We start from the raw sequence: 17,450 nt of genomic DNA on the forward strand, positions 1-17,450 counted from the left end.
GGGGAACGAAATGCCGCGCGCGGGCATCTCCTCCCGGTGAGACATGGCTCCGACCCCGGACAGTGGCCGAGTCGTGAGCGCTTCACGTCCCATGGCCTCGGCACGGCAGCCAGCCGGGAAACCCGCGCCAGGTGGCTTGGCTTCACCCTGGCAGGTGGTCGGTGCCGCGCATCCGAACCGCAACGAGTAGTCCGGAGCCGGCGGTGAGACCCGCGACGGCGGCCAAGGCCACCGGGATGCCATAGGCGTCGGCGAGCAGGCCCGACAGCAGGGCGCCGACGGCGAATCCGCCGTCGCGCCAGAGTCGATACACCCCGACGGCGCGGGCACGCCATGCCGGGTGGGCGACGTCGCCGACGGCGGCCAGCAAGGTCGGATAAACCATTGCGGTCCCGGCACCAAGCAGGACCGCCGCAAACAGCCAGAGGGTGAAGCCGTGCCCCCACGCGGTCAGGGCCAACGCCACGGCCTGGATGAGCATGCCAACCACGATCAGCATCTTGCGTCCGATCCGGTCCGAGAGGGGCCCGGTCACGAGTTGCCCGGCACCCCAGACCGCGGGGTAGACGGCGGCCAACAAGCCGATGTGGCCAACCGACAGACCGGCCGCGGCAAACAGGATCGGAAACAGCCCCCAAGCCAGGCCGTCGTTGAGGTTGTTGACCATGCCTGCCTGGCAGACCGAAGACAGGGACCTGTCGCGGAAGCTTGTGAGAGTGAGGACCTCGCGGTTGCCCAGCGGCGCGCCCGTCCGGGTGCCGGGATCGACGTGGCCGGCAGCCTCGGCCGCCGCATGCTGCCGGGTCTCCCTGACGGCCCCGGCGCTGAGCCCGAGGCCGAGGGCGATGTAGGCGGCGCCGAGCAGGAAGGGCGCCGGACGCAGACCGTGGGTGGCGGCAAGGTGGCCGGTGGCAAGGGCGGTGGCGGCGAGGCCGAGATAGCCGGCTGCCTCGTTCAGGCCCATGGCCAGTCCGCGCCGGGCCGGGCCGGCCAGGTCCATCTTCATGATCACGGTGGTGGACCAGGTCAACCCCTGGTTGATGCCCAGAATGATGTTCGCGGCCACGACCCATCCCCAGGAGGGCCCCAGGATGAGCAGGAACGGGACGGGCAGGGCGATCAGCCAGCCGGCCACGAGCACGGGTTTGCGCCCGTACCGGTCCGAGAGGGTTCCGGCAACGTAGTTGGCTGCGGCCTTGGCCAGGCCGAAGGCGAGGATGTAGGTCAGTGCGCTGGTGTACAGGTCCAGATGGAAGACCTGCCGGGCGAGCAGCGGAAGGACCGTGCGTTCCTGTCCCAGAGTGCCCCCGACCAGGGCGTTGACGGCGACGAGCAGCATGAACTGCGCGAGGTTCGCCCGCAATCCCAAGCGGAGGCCGGCGGAGGGCGGCCCGCGCCGCGGTTCCGGGGCTGGCCCGTGGTTCACACGCCCGATTCCAGCGCACTGCCCACCGCGCGGGCCCAGTCCCTGGGTCCTCCTTCCAGGACGGTGACCCCTGCCCGGCCGGCCCGGGCCAGGATGCTGGCCGCGCTCATCGCCCGCTCGCCATGTGCGCACATCACCGCCACCGGACCGTCCGGGACTTCGGCAAGGTGGCGGAGCAGTGCACCGAGTTCTACATTGCGGGCACCGCGAACATGCCCCGCCGCGTACTCGCTGCCCTGGCGCACATCCAGGACGGCCCCCACGGAGGCCGTCGCCAGGCGTCCGGCCGGCACAAGCCCCACCGCGAGGCCGGCGGCCCCGTCCCAGGACCCGACGCCGCCACCGAGTTCCCCTGCCAGGGCGTCGAAGCCGACCTTGGCTGCCGCCCACGCGATGTCGCCAGCGTCCTGCTCCGGGTCGCGGACGATCACCACGGGCCGCTCGGGATCGGCCAGCCAGCCCAGCCAGGTGGCGAACGCGGGACGCAGCGCAATCGAGAGGGAACCGGGGAGGTGGCCGGCGGCGAAGTCCGCACCCGCGCGGACGTCAACCACCTGGGCGCCCGCCTCCACCAGGTCCCGGACCCGCTCCGGCGTCAGCGCGGGAAGGTCCGGGGCGGTGCCCAGCACCAAAGGTCCGTGGCGGTTGATCTCGCCCAGGCGCAGGAAGTAGTCGGGGAAGGTTCCCAGGGATCCCAACAGGGCCGTGGCGAACTCGTCCTCGCCGCGAAGCTGCAGTAGCGGGTTCGTGGCCCGTTCCCGTCCGATGGTGGTGACCCGTTCCCCGCCGGCCGCGGCGGAGCAGAACGAGCCTGCCCCGTGGGTGGGCCAGACCGGTGTCTGGTCGGGTAGTTCCATCAGCCGCTGCAGGGAATGGTACTGGGCCTTGGCCAGCGGCACCGTCCGGTCCTGCCCGGTGAGGTCGGTGCGGCCCGCAGTCCCCACCATCAGGGAACCGCCGGTGAAAACGCCCGCGATGCCGCCGTTGCCGATGACCAGGTAGGAGAGGTGCTCGGGTGAATGGCCGGGGGTGGCCAGCGCCCGGAGCGACAGTGCCCCCAACGCCACCGTGTCCCCGTCGGCCAATCCCGTCACGGGGAATCCACGCGGCCCGATCTCGGGGGCCAGAACCTCCGCGCCGTCCGCTTCGGACAGTTCGCGCACGCCGGAGACGAAGTCCGCATGCAGGTGGGTTTCCACGGCGAAGGCGATCTGCAGCCCGAGCTGGCCGGCCCGGGCCCGGACCTCGCGCACATCGCGCTCCGGATCGACCGCCAGGGCGCGGCCGCCGCCCAGATCCAGCAGGTAGGTGGAGTTGCCCAGTCCTTCGTCAATGACGGGGATCAGGTCAAGCGTGGCCATGGCCGGACACTCGTTCGTGGTGGGGTCGGCTCCCGCCGTCCGTTGCCGGGTGCCCTGATATCGCCCCGGGTGATCCTGACGCAGGTGTTTCGATCGGCAGGCCGGCCGCCGCCCACTCTGGATACCCGTCCTCGAGCCTGACCGCGGGGATGCCGTGCCGGCGCAAGGTCCTGACGGCATCGTCGGCGAACACGCAGTACGGCCCGCGGCAGTAGGCGGCGACGGTGTGGCCATCGGGCAGCTCCCGCAGCCGCTGCGCCAGCTCCCGCACCGGGACGGAGACCGCGCCCGCTATGTGGCCGGACCGGAATTCCGGCTCGGGGCGGACGTCAAGCACCACGATGTCGCCTCCGTTCATCCGGTCCCTCAGCTCCGTCCGGGTCAGGATGTTCAGCGCCGACCTGTCCCCGAGGTAGGCGGCGGCCAGCTCGTCGAGCTTCGCCGCATGGTCCGCGGCCACCAAGCGGACCGCCGCCCAGAGCTGGGCCACCGCCGGCCCGCTGAGGCGGTAGTGGATCCGGGTTCCGTCCCTCCGGGAGTGCACCAGTCCCGAGCGCAGGAGTTGCTGGAGGTGATGCGAGGTGTTCGCGACGCTTTGCCCGATCTCGCCGGCGATTTCGTCGACGGCGCGTTCCCCCTGGGCCAAGACGTCGACGATCTCGGCGCGACGGCCGCTGCCGAGCACCTTGGCCACGGAGGCGAAGGCATCGAAGAGTGCGTCCTTGGCTGCCCTGTCACCCATGTGTTTTCCCGCTTTCACAACTAAATTCAAGTAGGTACTTGACAAGATATACCCGGCGGGTGTCATATTCAAGTATCCACTTGAATAGTATCCGGGGGCCGGCAAAACGGCAACGGATCCAACCAGAAAAGAGGCGGGTTGCGATGGGAACATCAGTAACCGTCCGCAACGGAATCGATGTCGACCAGCTGCTGGGAACCATCAAGGCGATTGAATCCGACCCCGGGCTGGGCGGCTTCACCTTCAAGGCGACCAGTACGTGGACCGAAGGCACGCACAGCGTGGGGCGGATCCAGGAATTCACCCACGCCGGAGTCCAAGACACCTCGCGCAGCGAGGGATTCACCTTGGAAGCGGACGAGCCGCCCGTGCTTTTGGGAAACAACGCCGGCCCCAACGCCGTGGAACTGCTCCTGCAGGCCCTGGGTTTCTGCTATGCCACCGGGTATGTCGCGAATGCGGCGGCCCTGGGCCTGGAGATCACCTCGTTGCAGATCGAGGTGGAAGGCGACCTGGACGCCGGGAAATTCCTGGGCCTGGCCGGACCGCGCGCGGGATTCACCGCGATCAGGGCGCACGCCCGGGTCTCAAGCCCCAACGCCACCCGGGAACAGCTGGAGGACTTGTGCCGCCATGTCCAGGACACTTCCCCGGTCCGGGATTCCCTGGCCGCACCGGTCCCGGTCGAGACCACCCTTCAAGTCGTTTGAATCGCAGGCCCAGAAATGAGCGAAACCACGGCACCGGCGTCCCTGGACCAAAGCGAGCTTGAGACCAAGGTCAAGCAGATCTATCGGGCGGTCGCACTGAACCCCTCGGGCCACTACCACTTCCCGATGGGGCGAGGCCTCGCCGAACGGCTGGGTTACCCACCCGCGCTGTTGGACCTGGTCCCCGCCGCGGCCGTCGAGTCCTTCGCCGGTGTCGGATACGGCTTTGACCTGGCAGAACTGGCCCAGGGCGAAGAGGTGCTTGACCTGGGCTCCGGTTCCGGAATGGATGCCTTCGTCGCAGCCGTCAAGGTGGGCGCCGGCGGACGGGTGGTGGGCCTGGACATGACCGAGGAACAGATTCGGAAGGCCGAAGGCCTCCGGAAGGCGGCGGACTTTCCCCAGGTCGCGTTCGTCCACGGCCATATCGAAGAACTTCCCTTTGCCGATGAAAGTTTCGACTGCGTCATCTCCAACGGAGTCATCAACCTCTCCCCGGACAAACCATCGGTCTTCCGGGAGGCGGCACGCGTGTTGCGACCCGGAGGACGCCTGGCCGTCACCGACATCGTCACCAAAGAACAGCTGGCCACGTGGATCACCTGCAATGCCGACCTCTGGGCCGCCTGCATTGGCGGCGCCGCCCAGTCGGACACCTATCAACGGGCGATCACCGACAGTGGGTTCGTCCTGGGGCAAATGAAGAGGAACCCCTACGAATTCATTTCCGACAGGGCCCGGGCCGCGTCGGCCAGATACGGCGTCATGAGCGTTTCGCTCCTGGCCCGGACCCGCTGAAAACCCGAGGATGGCAAGGCACGGCGAAGGCTAGAACTCTTCGCCGTCGCCCACGACCGCGGCGGCGGGTCCGACGATGTGCGGATCGGGGGAGCCCACCAGCTCGTGGTCCTTGCCGTCGTAGTCGAACAGGCTGAGCACGTGGCGCATGGCCTCGAGCCGGGCGCGCTTCTTGTCGTTGGACTTCACCACGGTCCACGGCGCCCAGTCGGTGTCGGTGCTGCGGAACGTCTCCTCCTTGGCTTCGGTGTAGGCGTCCCACTTGTCCAGCGAGGCGAGGTCGGTGGGGGAGAGCTTCCACTGCCGCACCGGGTCGATCTGGCGGATGGTGAAGCGGGTGAGCTGCTCGCGGCGGGAGACCGAGAACCAGAACTTCACCAGGGTGATGCCGTCGTCGACCAGCTGGCGCTCGAAGTTGGGGGCCTGGTGCATGAACCTGTCGAACTGCTCGCGGGTGCAGAAGCGCATGACGCGTTCGACGCCGGAGCGGTTGTACCAGGAGCGGTCGAAGAGGACCATTTCCCCGGCGGCCGGCAGGTGCGCGATGTAGCGCTGGAAGAACCACTGGGTGGATTCGCGCTCGCTGGGCTTCTCCAGCGCCACCACCCGGGCGCCGCGCGGGTTCAGGTGCTCGGTGAAGCGCTTGATGGTCCCGCCCTTGCCGGCGGCGTCGCGGCCCTCGAAGAGCACCACCAGGCGGCGGCCGGTGGCCTTGATCCAGACCTGCAGCTTGAGCAGCTCGATCTGCAGCAGCCGCTTTTCCAAGTCGTATTGCGCACGGTCCAGGCGCGAGGAGTACGGGAAGTCCTCGCGCCAGGTGTCCACGACTTCCCCGGTGGAGGTCAACAGCACCGGGTCGTCATCGTCGTCGTCGCGAACGGAGTAGCCGTGGGCGGCCAAATCAAGCAATTGCATGGCGTTGACAGTATCCGCGCGCAGTGAACGGAAGATGAACATTGGGTGCCCGGAAGGGGGTTTGTGACCACGGTCTACACGGCGCAAAAGCGGGCGCGGGCCGCGGCCGATCCGCGGCCCGCGCGGGCGTCAGACGGCAGCCGGGGCAGGCAGTGCCGGCAGGGCCTTTTCAAAGAGCCAGGGTTCCAGGAACGCCGCGGCGGAAAGGGCGGTGGGCAGGTGCGCGTCGACGTGGTCGCGGAACAGTGGGTAGGTTACTGTCCCGTGGCGCCGGGCCCCGGTCCAGGCCCGCAGCATCGCGAAGAACGCGCGGTCCCCGGCCGCCAGCCGCAGGGCGTGCAGGGTCAGTGCTCCGCGCTTGTAGACCCGGTCATCGAACATGTCCGCCGGTCCGGGGTCCCCGATGACGATGTCCTGCTCCAGGGAATCGAGCATGGCCCAGGCGTCCCTGGCGCGCGCATCGGTGCTCGGGCCGCCGGAGGCCTGGGACCAGATCCATTCGGCATAGCAGGCAAAGCCCTCATGCAGCCAGATGTCCTCCCACGACCCGACGGTCAGCGAGTTGCCGAACCACTGGTGGGAGAGCTCGTGGGCGATCAACCGCTGCTGCTCCCAGCCCGGGGCCAGGTGGTTGTCGCCCAGGATGGAGAGCCCGTGGGCCTCCAGCGGGATCTCCAGGTCGTCCTCGGTGACCACGACGGTGTAGTCCTCGAAGGGATAGGGGCCGAAGGCCTCGATGAATGTTTCCATCATCCGCGGCTGGTCGGCCAGGGCGGAGGCGGCCCGGCGCAGCTGGGAGGTGTTCGCCGCGACCAATTGCGGAACCGGTGCCGGGGCGCCGGCACGGCGTCCGCCCGGCGGGGCGGCGGCAGCCTCGGTGCCGGCCAGCGCGCGCAGCTCGTAGCGGCCGATCTGCAGCGTCGCCAGGTAGGTGGCCATGGGCTCGTTGACCTCGTAGGTCCAGCGTTCGCGGCTGGAGCGCCGCTGGCGGTCCACCAGCCGCCCGTTGCAGACCGGCCGGTACCCGGCATCGGTGTTGATGCCGATGCGGTAGGTCGCCTTTTGGCTGGGGTGGTCGTTGCAGGGGAACCAGGTGGGGGCCCCGTTGGGCTGCCCGGCCACGAGCACGCCGTCGGTGAGTTCCTCCCAGCCGACCTCGCCCCAGGTTCCCTGGCGCACGTTCGGCACACCGCCGTAGCGGACCTCCACGGTGAACGTGTCCCCGGCGTTTACCGGGGTCACCAGATGGAGCTCCAGCTTGCCGGCCTTTTGTGTGGAGCGGGCGACCTTGGAACCGTTGACCTGGCAGCGGGAGGCGCGCAGCCCTGAGAGGTCCAGAATGATGCGCCGCAGCTCGGCGGCGGCCACGGCGGTGATGGTGGCACGTCCGTCGAGCCGGTTGGCCCCCAGCTTGCAGTCAAGGTCCAGGTCGTAGTGCACCACGCGGTAGTCGGCGCTGCCGGAGCGCGGCACGTAGGCATCCGGGATGAAGGATGCCGTGGTGGCAGTGGCAGTGGCGGTGGCGATCGGTGGGGTGTGGCTCATGCGCGCGGCTGGCTCCAGGGTTGGACGGGGTTGCCCATCCAGTAGCTCGACGGGGGAACGGATTCTCCGCGCATCACCAGCGAACCCGGGCCCACGGTGGCGCCTTCCGCCAGCGAGGCGGCCGGCAGGATGACCCCGTGCGGGCCCATCGTCGATCCGGCGGAGAGTTCCACCGTATCAATTGCCATGACGCGGTCGTGGAAGAGGTGGGTCTGGACCACCGTGCCGCGGTTGACCGTCGAGGAGTCCCCGAGGGTGACCAGGTCGGCCTCGGGCAGCCAGTAGCTCTCGCACCACACGCCGTGGCCGATCTTGGCGCCCAGGGCGCGCAGCCACCAGACCAGGGCGGGGGAGCCGGCCGCCGAGTGGGCGAACCACGGGGCGCAGACCATCTCGATGAACGTGTCCACGACCTCGTTGCGCCAGATGAAGGAGCTCCACAGGGCGTGTTCGCCCGGGCGGATGGGGCCGACCAGCAGCCACTTGGCCACCACCGCGGAGGCTGCGGCGACGGCACCGGCGGTGAGCATCACCGCGCCGCTGAGCAGCGCCGCGAGCAGGTAGCCGTATTGCGCGGCCAGGAGGTCCAGCAGCGCCAGCACCAGGGCGGCGACGCCGACGGTGACCACGACGGGCACGATGCGGCAGATTTCCCACAGGGCGCGGGCAACCTTCAGGCGCAGCGGCGGGGCATAGGTGAGCGAGTCGTCCGAGGCCACCGCGGTGCGGCGCAGGCGCACCGGCGGGCTGCCGAGCCAGGAGGTCCCGGCCTTGGCCTTGGCGGGGGTGGCCGAGAGCACCGCGACCAGGCCGTTGCGCGGCACGCGGCGCCCGGCCCCGGCGATGCCGGAGTTGCCCAGGAAGGCACGCTTGCCGATCTTGGCCCGGCCCACCTTCATCCAGCCGCCGCCGAGTTCGTAGGTGGCGACCATGGTGTCGTCGGCCAGGAAGGCCCCGGCGCCGATGGTGGTCATCTTGGGGATCAGCAGCACCGTGGAGGCCTCGACGTTGCGTCCGACCTTGGCGCCGAGCAGGCGCAGCCACACGGGGGTGAAGAGCGAGGCGTAGAGGGGGAAGAGCAGGTCGCGGGCCATGTCCAGCAGGCGTTCGGTGGCCCAGACCTGCCAGCCGATCCGGCTGTCGACCCGGTGCCAGCCTTCGCGCAGGCCAAGGCCCAGCAGGCGGGTGGCCACCAGGACCAGCAGCATGTTGAGCCCGAACCAGACCAGTGCCGCCACCGGGACGGCCAGCGTGAGCCGCAGCAGGGATTCGTGCAGGGATTCCTGGCCGCGCAGCAGCAAGGCCGCCGCGATGATGGCCCCCAGGATGGAAAGCAGGGGAATGGCGCCGAGGGCCGAGGAGGCCACGGCGAACATCGCGTTGCGCACCCGGCGGGTACGCAACGGCTCCTGCGGCCAGGCGGGCTTGGCCTTGCCGCTGCGTTCGGCGGGGGAGCCGGAGTAGGCGGAGAACGCCTTGGTGCGCCCGGCCAGCGCCGAACCGGCGGCCAGCACCACGCCGTCGGCGACCACGGAGCCGGGCATCAGCGTGCTGCGTGCCCCGACGCTTGCCTCGGCGCCGACCTCGATGTGACCCACGTGGACGCGGTCCCCGTCGATCCAGTAGCCGGTGAGGTCGACCTCGGGCTCGATGCTGGCACCGCGGCCGATCGACAGCAGGCCGGTGACGGGCGGGACAGAGTGCAGCTGCACGTCATGTCCCACCTTGGCGCCCAGGGCGCGGGCGTAGAACTGGATCCAGTGGGCGCTGCCCAGCGAGACGGGATCGACCAGGTCGGCGATCTGCTGGGCCATCCACAACCGCAGGTGCACCTTGCCCGAACGCGGGTAGTTCCCGGGCTGCAGCTTGCGCAGCAGCAGGCGCGCCGCGATGACGGACAGCGCCATGCGCCCGGGGGAGGACACGAAGACGAGCCAGAGCGCGGCCACCGCCCACCAGGAGAGCCGCGGCGCGTCGGTGAAGACGCCCAGGGCGCCGAGCACGTTGTTGCCGGCGGCCAGGTACACGAGCCAGCGCATGCCCACCAGGATGAAGGTGGGGATGCCCATCAGCGTCTGGAAGACCTGGGCGCGCCGGGTGGTGCGCTCGACGATTCTGGTCTCGGGTTCGGCGCCGGAGCTGGTGCCCAGGGCCTCGAGCAGGGATCCGATGCGCGGGTGGGAGTAGATCTCGGCCACCGTGACGGTGCGGTAGCGCACGCGCAGGGCGGAGACCAGCTGGGCTGCCGAGAGCGAACCGCCGCCGGAGGCGAAGAAGTCGGCATCCAGCGACCCGACCTCGGTGCCCAGCACCCGGGTCCACTGCTCAACGACCCATTGTGCGTCCTCGCCCAGCTCCGGCAGGACACCGGCATCGGAGGAAGCCTTGGCGCCGGTCAGCGGCCAGGGCAGGGCATTGCGGTCGACCTTGCCGCTGGTCTTGGTGGGAAGGGTGTCGACGACCGCGAGCAGCGGGATCAGCGGGGCCGGAAGCGTGTCGGCAAGCCGGCCGCGCGCAGCAGAGGTGTCGTAGGCGGGATCCGCGGCCAGGTATCCGACGAGGATCTGGTTTCCCGCGGCGGTGGTCTTCACCGCGGCCGCTGCGCCGGAGACCCCGGGCAGCGACTGCAGCGCCGCATCGATCTCGCCCAGCTCGATGCGCCGGCCGCCGAGCTTGACCTGTTCGTCCATGCGGCCCAGGAAGACCAGGCCTTCGGGGTCCGCCTGCACCAGGTCACCCGAGCGGTAGGCGCGCTCCCAACCCAGGGTCTCGAAGGGCGCGTATTTCTCCGCGTCCTTGGCCGGGTCCAGGTAGCGCCCGAGCCCGACGCCGCCGATGATCAGTTCCCCGCTTTGCCCGGGGGACACCGGGAAGCCCGAGGCGTCGACGACCGCCAGGTCCCAGCCGTCCAGCGGCAGGCCGATGCGCACCGGGTCGGTGCCGTCCATCTGCGCGGCACAGGCCACCACGGTGGCCTCGGTGGGGCCATAGGTGTTCCAGACTTCGCGCCCCGGAACCGCCAGGCGGGCGGCAAGCTCCGGCGGGCAGGCCTCGCCGCCGAAGATCAGCAGCCGGACGTTTTCCAGGGCCTCGGCGGGCCAGAGGGCAGCGAGCGTGGGGACGGTGGAGACCACGGTAACCCCGCGAGTCACCAGCCAGGGCCCCAGGTCCATGCCCGAACGCACCAGGGCGCGCGGGGCCGGCACCAGGCAGGCGGCGTGGCGCCAGGCAAGCCACATTTCCTCGCAGGAGGCATCGAAGGCCACGGAGAGCCCCGCCAGCACGCGGTCCTCGGGACCCAGCGGGTCGCTTGCCAAGAAGATCCGGGCCTCGGCGTCGACAAAGGCGGCCGCCGAGCGCTGGGTGATGGCCACGCCCTTGGGGGTGCCGGTGGATCCGGAGGTGAAGATGATCCAGGCGTCGTCGCCCAGCCCGGCGTCGCGGGCCTCGGCCGGGTTCGGCGTCGCGCGCAGCGTGGTGACCTTGCCCTTTTCGCCCATGACGGCCGCGACCTTGGCCTCGGAAAAGACCAGCCGGGCGCGTTCCTCGGGGTCGTCGGCATCGACGGGGACGTAGGCCGCGCCGATCTTCATGGTGGCCAGGATGCCGATGTACAGGTCCCGGGTGCCCGAGGGGATGCGGATGCCGATGTGGTCCCCGGCGCCGAGGCCGGCGGCCCGCAGGCGTGCCGCGGTCTCCTCGATGGCCACAAGCAGGTCCGCGTAGGTAAGCGAGCGCTCGCCGTCATCAAGTGCCGGGGCCTCGGGGTGGGCGGCCGCACTTGCCTCAAGGATGTCCAGGAGGGTGCGGGGCGCCGGTGTCAGGTCGCTGCCCGGGTACTGCGGCAGGTACAAGGGGGCGGTGGTTCCATTCTCGGAAATGCTGGGAGTCGTTTCCACTGCGGCTTTCTTGGCGTGGTGCTCGGCCCCGGCCCCTTACAGGGGACGGGCTCGGACGATGGAGCCCACCCCTGCTCCGGCGGCACCCCGTTCAAGGCGTCCGCCACCGCCCGGTCGGCACGTACGGGGTTACCGTAACGACGAAAGGTTAACGGAAGGTGTCCAAGGGACGGGGGTCACGCGGTTTCCGTCAAAGCCGCGTCACATGGGCATCCATGGCCGTGTGATGCCTCACGAATCCGCATGTCGGGTTCACGGCTAGGGGGAAGCGGCGGGTCCCTCCAGGGCCTCGATGCCGCGGATGGGGGAGGTTGTCCTGAGCGTCGGGACGCCGTCCCCGCGCAGGTCCAGCACGAAGATCCCGTTCAGGCCGATTCCGAATTGCAGGATGCGCAGCACCTCGACGGGTTGCTCGTCCTTCCGCAGGGCCGACGGCCGGTCAGCCAAGGCGGGCTCGGGAACAGATTCCCGGGGCAGACGGGTCAGGGTTGCCCGCGCGGGGGCGATCTCCAGGAGGTAGAGGCTGCCGCTCGCCGTGGTGAACTTGTATGAGGCCGGTTCAATCTCGTTCATGTCGTGTCCGGGGAGTGCGAGGATGCCTGGTTCCTGCCATCATCCCAGATGGGCAATACTCAATGCAGCACTTGCCGGCCACGCATCCAAGTCAAGCAGCCGCCAGGGAGGGAGAATCGCGAATGCACGGACTTTCGGGCACCGGCCTCGAACCGGGGTTCCCGGCGCCCTGGTGGGCGGCCGCCCCGCTGGCCGAGGCCGCGACGCACGCCGATCTCCCCTTGCGGGCCAGCGAACTGAAACGTGCAGGCGGCTACCTTGAGGGGCGCCCGCGCGAGGACTTCGTAGCCGGGCGGATCCTCGTCAGGGTCCTGGCGGCCGGGCTGTTGAACCGTGCGCTGCCCCCGCGCCGCCGGATCCTTCCGGGGGAGCTCGAGCTCACGCAGTATTGTCCGCAGTGCGCGTCGACGGCGCACGGGACCCCGAGTCTGGGGCTGCCGGGGGCCGGGGATTCCTTCACCCTCTCCTATGCACGGACCGCGGGTTGGCTGCTGCTGGGACTGGCACCCGGCACCGACCGGCTGGGTGTGGACCTGGCAGACCTGGATGACAGGGCGTTTGCCCCGGGGGACGGGGGCATGTTGGAGGACTATGCCTACGCGCCGGAGGAACGCGCACAACTCGAATTGCTCCCGGAACCCGAACGCCAGCGGCTGCGGGCCCGGTGGTGGGCCCTGAAGGAGGCCGTCGCCAAGGCCGGCGGGGAGGGACTGGCGGGGGAAGGCGGCATTCCCGCGGTCGCCGGGAAGAATCGGCATCCGCTGCTGGGCAGCCCCGGGATCCGGGTGCTGGACCTGGAGCCCGAAAGCATCGACTCCCTGGGAACCATGCTTCCCGCCCACCTGGTGGGCTCCATCGTGTGGGCCCCGACGGCCTGAGAAAACCCACGGGCGGCGCTCGCCGATACCGGCAAGCGCCGCCCGTGCGACGTGGGTCGGGCCCCGGGTCAGCCCTTGACGGAGCCGCTCATCAGCCCGCCGACAAAGTACTTGCCGAGCAGGATGTAGACGACCAGGGTCGGCACCGAGGCGATCAGCGCCCCGGCCATGGACGCCGCGTAGTCGGTGAGCTGGCCGCCGGCCAGGAAGCTCAGCGCGATGGTGACCGGGCCGTTGCGTCCCGAGGAGAAGAACGCCGCGAACAGGTAGTCGTTCCACGCGGAGGTGAACTGCCAGATCAGCACGACCACGAAGCCCGGGGCGGAGATCGGCAGGATCACCGAGGCGTAGGTGCGGATGATCCCCGCCCCGTCCATGCGGGCAGCCTCGATGAGTTCGCCGGGCACCGATTCGTAGTAGTTGCGGAAGATCAGCGTGCAGATCGGCAGGCCGTAGACGATGTGCAGGACCATCAGCGAGGGGATGCCCTGCGGCACCCCGAGGTCGTTCATCAGCTGGGTCAGCGGGATCATGACCGCCTGGTAGGGGATGAACATGCCGAAGAGGATCAGCGTGAACACCACGTTGGCACCGGGGAAACGCCATTTGGAGAGCACATAGCCGTTGAGGGAGCCCAGGGTGGCGGAAATGATGGCTGCCGGAACCACCAGCGCAAAGGTCCGGCCCAGGGCCGGGGCCAGGGTGGTCCAGGCCTTGGACCAGCCACCTGTTTCCCAGGCGGTGGGCAGGAACCAGGCGCGGGACGGGTCGGCGTCGGCGGTGCCCTTGAAGCTGGTGATGAACAGGACGTAGGCGGGGATCAGCACCACGATCACGAAGAACAGCAGCAGCGCGTACTTCAGGGTGCGGTTGATCCGGCGGCGCCCGGAGTTCGGGGCGATCGCCGCGGGCAGCGGTGCCGGTGCCGCGGAGCGGTCAAGGATCGAGGTGGCCATCAGCGCTTCTCCGCTCGCGAGGTGTACATGAGGTAGGGGATGACTACCAGCGCCACGAGCACCAGCAGGATCGTGCCGATCGCCGCGGCATCGGCATAGTCGCTGCCGATGTACTTGACCCACATCATGGTCGCGGGGACCTGCACGTCGTAGGTGTTGGCGTCGGGGACGATGGCGCGGATCAGGTCGAAGAGCTTCAGGGACATGTGTCCGATGATGATCACGGCCGAAAGCATCACGGGGTTCAGCTGCGGGAAGATCACGTGCCGGTAGAGCTTCCATTCGCTGCAGCCGTCGATCCGTGCGGCCTCGCGCAGTTCCTCGGGGATGCCCCGGAAGCCGGCCAGGAAGAGGGCCATGACGTAGCCGGAGAGCTGCCAGATGGCCGGGACGGCGATGGCGGCAATGCCCCAGGTGGGGTTGGACCACCAGTCGTTCTGCAGGAATCCCAGGCCCACCGAATCGAGCAGCCGGTTCAGGCCCGTGGTGCGTTCCCCTCCGGGCTGGTCGGTCTGGAGGCTGGAGAGCAGCCAGCGCCACACGACACCCGAGGCTATGAACGAAACGGACATGGGCAGGAGGTAGATGGCACGGAAGAAGCCCTCGCCCTTGGCGGGCTTGTCCAGCATCCAGGCCCAGAGGAAGCCGAAGATCAGCGTTCCGGCGAGGAAGACGATGGTGAGGATCAGCAGGTTCCACAGCGAGTGCTGGAAGTTCGGGTCGGCCAGCAGGTTGGTGTAGTTCGAGAAGCCGACGTAGTCGTCGCTGGGCCTGGCGGTGTGCTGGTTGGTGAGACTGACCCGGAAGTTCTCAATGATGAGCCAGTAGACGAACACGCCAATCAGGATGATGGTCGGTGCCAGGAGCAAGAGTCCCGGTCCCCAGTGTTTTACGCGCCTCAGCATGGTTTCCTCTCAGAAGAAAGTGGCGTCTTAAACATTTGGGGGCGGTGTCGCCAACCGTGTTGGCTGTGACCGCCCCCAAATTAGTGGTGGAGTGTGTTTACTTGCCGAACTTTTCCGCGGTGGCCGCAGCGGATTCCTGCAGCGTTGCCACGTTGGTGTCGCCACCGAACTTGCTCACCGCGGTGCTGAGTTCGTTGAGCCAGGCCACGGGCACGGCGGCACCGTGCGCGAGCGAGGAGACGATCTTGTCCTGGGAGAAGTCCTTGATGGCGCTCTTCTGGTACTCGGAGAAGTCATCGGTCTTGGCCGTCGTGTTCGCCGGGATCGATCCCTTGGCCTTGTTGAAGGCGGTCTGGCCGTCGGCCGAGCCGATGGTGGTCAGCCAGGCCTTAGCTCCGGCCGGGTTGGGTGCGCCAATCGGCAGGGTGAAGGAGTCGGCGAGGAAGTTGAAGACGCCCTGGGTGCCCGGCATCGGGAAGTAGGTGTAGTCGGTGCCTGCCACGTCGCCGTCCTGGGCGAACTTGGCCTCTGCCCAGTCGCCCATGAGGTTGTAGGCCGCGGCGCCATCCTGGACCAATTGCGTGGCCGGTGCCCAGTCGCTGAGGGAATCGCGGTCGGAGTTGGTGTAGCTCAGGACCTTCTTGTAGGACTCGATGGCCTTGGTGACATCGGCGCCCTTCCAGTCCGTCGCACCGTCCCAGAGCCCGTTGTAGCCGTCGACCCCGAGGCTGGAGAGCAGGACGTTTTCAAAGAGCTGGACCTGGGTCCAGGATCCGGCGACCGCCAGCGGTGTCTTGCCGCTGTCCTTGACCTTTTCCAGGTCGGCAATCCAGGCGTCGAGGTTTTCGGCGGGCTTGTTCGGGTCCAACCCGGCATCCTTCAACACCTCGACGTTGGCCCAGACGACGTTTGAGCGGTGGATGTTGGATGGTACGGAATAGATTTTTCCGTCAACGGTGAGCCGGTCGATGAGGTCCTTCGGGAACTGGTCGGTGAGCTTGTTATCGGTGTAGAAGCCAGTGAGGTCCTCGAGCTGGTCGGCATCGATGTAGTCCTGCAGCTCTGCGCCGGCGTGGGCCTGGAAGGAATCCGGCGGGGTTCCGGCCTTCAGCTGCGCGGCCAACACGCTCTTGGCTTGCGAGCCGGCACCGCCGGCCACCGCCAGGTTGTCGAATGTCAGGTTCGGGTAGTCCTCGTTGAAGACCTTGACCAGGGCGTCGAGACCGACCTTCTCGGATCCGTCCGCCCACCAGGTGAACACGCCGACGTTGCCGGTGGCGTCGCTGGCGGCGGCGCCCGATTCAGCAGGTGCTTCGCCGCCACCGCCGCATCCGGCGAGGGTGAGTCCCAATGTTGCGGCCGCTGCGATGAGCGTTAGACGACGGCGCATATCTGCCTCCAAGAGTTGTTTGAAAATGTGAGGAATTGTCGAGTGGTGTGTCGGTTCTCACCTAATGGTTACCCGCATCACACTTTGTCGTCAACTACTTAACGCAAACTTTCCTGAATCTTTGGCGAAATAGGCGCACCGAATGACGGGTTCTGGCCGCGGCGCAGGACCAGCGCCGCGGCCCCGAGTGCCTCGGCGCGGTCACCCAGCTGTGCCATGCAGACCGCGGTGTTCTCGCCGATCACCGGGATGGCATGGCGCAGCAAACCCCGACGAATGGGCTCCAGCAGGATCTCACCGAGGGGTGCCAGGGGCCCCCCGATGACGATGACTTCGGGACTGAGCATGTTTGCGACGTTGGCCAGCGCGTGGCCCACTGCCGCCCCCACGTCTCCGATGATCCGCAGCGTCGCGGAATCTCCCGCGCGGGCCCGCTCGATGACGCTCTCGATCGTGATGGGAACTCCCTCCGCACGGCTCAGGAGCTCGATGATGATCCCGGTCGAGGCCACCGTCTCAAGGCATCCGCGATTGCCGCAGCGGCAGATGAGTCCCTGGTCGAAGATCGTTGAATGACCGATTTCACCCGTGACCCCGATGTTTCCGTAATGCAAGGAACCGTTGAGGATGAGCCCGGACCCGATGCCGCTGCCGATCTTGAGAAAACAGAGGTTCGAACAAATTTGGTGTTCGCCCCAGGTTATTTGCGCCAGGGCACCCAGATTTGAGTCATTGTCAATGAATACGGGCAAATCCAGCGCCGCGTGCAGTTGCGACTCGATGTCGATCCCCACCCATTCCGGGAGGATTGCACCACGGATGACGGTCATGGTCCTGTGATCGATGGGTCCCGGGATGCCGATTCCGGCACCCAGCAATTGGCCGTGTTCGATGCCGTGGTCCGCGAGGAGTTTCTTGAGCATGCCGGCGGCGACGGAGATGCTTTCCTCCGCCCGGTGCCCCACCGGCAAGGCGGTGTGTTCCTCGCCCAAAAGGCGGAATCCGGAGCGGGCGAGCACCACTCGAACGTGGCTGCGGCCAAAGTCGATGCCAACGGCCACATCGGCCGCCTCGATGACGCTGACACCCACCGCGCGACGCCCCGAGCTGGTGGTGGGGGTGGCCTCCACGCGGTTCGCCGCCGCCAGGCTCTTGACGATATTTGAGATGGTGGCCGTTGAGAGTCCCGTTGCGCGAGCCAGTGCCGCCTGCGTGAGAGTTCCGTGGCTGCGCAACATCGCCAGGACGCGTTCCTCGTTGAGTTCGCGCAGTGCCGACTGCGAGCCGGGGTTCGTCCCGCCGGGGGAGTTGCGTTGATCTGCACTCATGCCTAGTAGCGTGCGTTACGAACG

Annotated in this window: 14 protein-coding genes; 3 read left to right on the forward strand and 11 right to left on the reverse strand. The window is 68.3% G+C overall.

Annotation, left to right across the window (positions count from 1 at the left end; translation table 11 throughout):
- Positions 1-142: 142 nt before the first annotated feature.
- The 3 genes from ACIPVK_RS08375 to ACIPVK_RS08385 all read right to left on the reverse strand — a co-directional run bounded on the left by ACIPVK_RS08375 (position 143) and on the right by ACIPVK_RS08385 (position 3,529).
- On the reverse strand, positions 143-1,339 hold the full coding sequence (locus ACIPVK_RS08375; protein ID WP_407611541.1) for an MFS transporter: 1,197 nt from the start codon (positions 1,337-1,339) through the stop codon (positions 143-145).
- An 83-nt stretch (positions 1,340-1,422) separates the two neighbouring features.
- Positions 1,423-2,787 carry a rhodanese-like domain-containing protein gene (locus ACIPVK_RS08380; RefSeq protein WP_407611508.1) on the reverse strand — a complete coding sequence of 455 codons (1,365 nt, stop codon included), beginning with the start codon at positions 2,785-2,787 and terminating at the stop codon, positions 1,423-1,425.
- Positions 2,774-3,529 (reverse strand): ArsR/SmtB family transcription factor, encoded by a 756-nt coding sequence (locus tag ACIPVK_RS08385; protein ID WP_407611509.1) that lies wholly within the window; start codon positions 3,527-3,529, stop codon positions 2,774-2,776. The genes ACIPVK_RS08380 and ACIPVK_RS08385 overlap by 14 nt, the downstream gene beginning before the upstream one ends.
- A gap of 143 nt (positions 3,530-3,672) precedes the next feature.
- Between ACIPVK_RS08385 and ACIPVK_RS08390 the strand changes: the two genes are divergently transcribed.
- Positions 3,673-4,239: an OsmC family protein gene (locus ACIPVK_RS08390; RefSeq protein WP_407611510.1), complete on the forward strand. Its 567-nt coding sequence runs from the start codon at positions 3,673-3,675 to the stop codon at positions 4,237-4,239.
- A 15-nt stretch (positions 4,240-4,254) separates the two neighbouring features.
- Positions 4,255-5,037 carry a methyltransferase domain-containing protein gene (locus ACIPVK_RS08395; RefSeq protein ID WP_407611511.1) on the forward strand — a complete coding sequence of 261 codons (783 nt, stop codon included), beginning with the start codon at positions 4,255-4,257 and terminating at the stop codon, positions 5,035-5,037.
- Positions 5,038-5,067: 30 nt separating this feature from the next.
- Here the strand turns inward: ACIPVK_RS08395 and ppk2 are convergent, their stop codons facing one another.
- From ppk2 to ACIPVK_RS08415, 4 genes are all read right to left on the reverse strand, one after another.
- On the reverse strand, positions 5,068-5,994 hold the full coding sequence (ppk2, locus tag ACIPVK_RS08400; protein WP_407611512.1) for a polyphosphate kinase 2: 927 nt from the start codon (positions 5,992-5,994) through the stop codon (positions 5,068-5,070).
- A gap of 87 nt (positions 5,995-6,081) precedes the next feature.
- On the reverse strand, positions 6,082-7,497 hold the full coding sequence (locus ACIPVK_RS08405; RefSeq protein ID WP_407611513.1) for a M1 family metallopeptidase: 1,416 nt from the start codon (positions 7,495-7,497) through the stop codon (positions 6,082-6,084).
- Positions 7,494-11,396, reverse strand: coding sequence for a Pls/PosA family non-ribosomal peptide synthetase (locus tag ACIPVK_RS08410; RefSeq protein ID WP_407611514.1), 3,903 nt, complete (start codon positions 11,394-11,396; stop codon positions 7,494-7,496). The genes ACIPVK_RS08405 and ACIPVK_RS08410 overlap by 4 nt, the downstream gene beginning before the upstream one ends.
- A gap of 258 nt (positions 11,397-11,654) precedes the next feature.
- The gene (locus ACIPVK_RS08415; RefSeq protein WP_407611515.1) at positions 11,655-11,969 is read right to left on the reverse strand and encodes a hypothetical protein; all 315 of its coding nucleotides are present in this window, start codon (positions 11,967-11,969) and stop codon (positions 11,655-11,657) included.
- Between the two features lie 122 nt (positions 11,970-12,091).
- Here ACIPVK_RS08415 and ACIPVK_RS08420 point away from each other — a divergent pair, with 122 nt between their 5' ends.
- Entirely contained in the window at positions 12,092-12,847 is a 756-nt protein-coding gene (locus ACIPVK_RS08420; protein ID WP_407611516.1) for a 4'-phosphopantetheinyl transferase family protein, read from the forward strand.
- Positions 12,848-12,915: 68 nt separating this feature from the next.
- On the opposite strand, the gene ACIPVK_RS08425 is transcribed toward ACIPVK_RS08420, so the two are convergent.
- The 4 genes from ACIPVK_RS08425 to ACIPVK_RS08440 form a co-directional block, all read right to left on the reverse strand.
- Positions 12,916-13,803, reverse strand: coding sequence for a carbohydrate ABC transporter permease (locus ACIPVK_RS08425; RefSeq protein WP_407611517.1), 888 nt, complete (start codon positions 13,801-13,803; stop codon positions 12,916-12,918).
- Entirely contained in the window at positions 13,803-14,708 is a 906-nt protein-coding gene (locus ACIPVK_RS08430; protein WP_407611518.1) for a carbohydrate ABC transporter permease, read from the reverse strand. The genes ACIPVK_RS08425 and ACIPVK_RS08430 overlap by 1 nt, the downstream gene beginning before the upstream one ends.
- 97 nt (positions 14,709-14,805) lie before the next feature.
- Entirely contained in the window at positions 14,806-16,098 is a 1,293-nt protein-coding gene (locus ACIPVK_RS08435) for an ABC transporter substrate-binding protein (RefSeq protein ID WP_407611519.1), read from the reverse strand.
- Positions 16,099-16,196: 98 nt separating this feature from the next.
- Positions 16,197-17,426 carry an ROK family protein gene (locus ACIPVK_RS08440; protein WP_407611520.1) on the reverse strand — a complete coding sequence of 410 codons (1,230 nt, stop codon included), beginning with the start codon at positions 17,424-17,426 and terminating at the stop codon, positions 16,197-16,199.
- Positions 17,427-17,450 lie beyond the last annotated feature (24 nt).

The organism is Paeniglutamicibacter sp. MACA_103, from assembly GCF_045798555.1.
GTDB lineage: Bacteria > Actinomycetota > Actinomycetes > Actinomycetales > Micrococcaceae > Paeniglutamicibacter.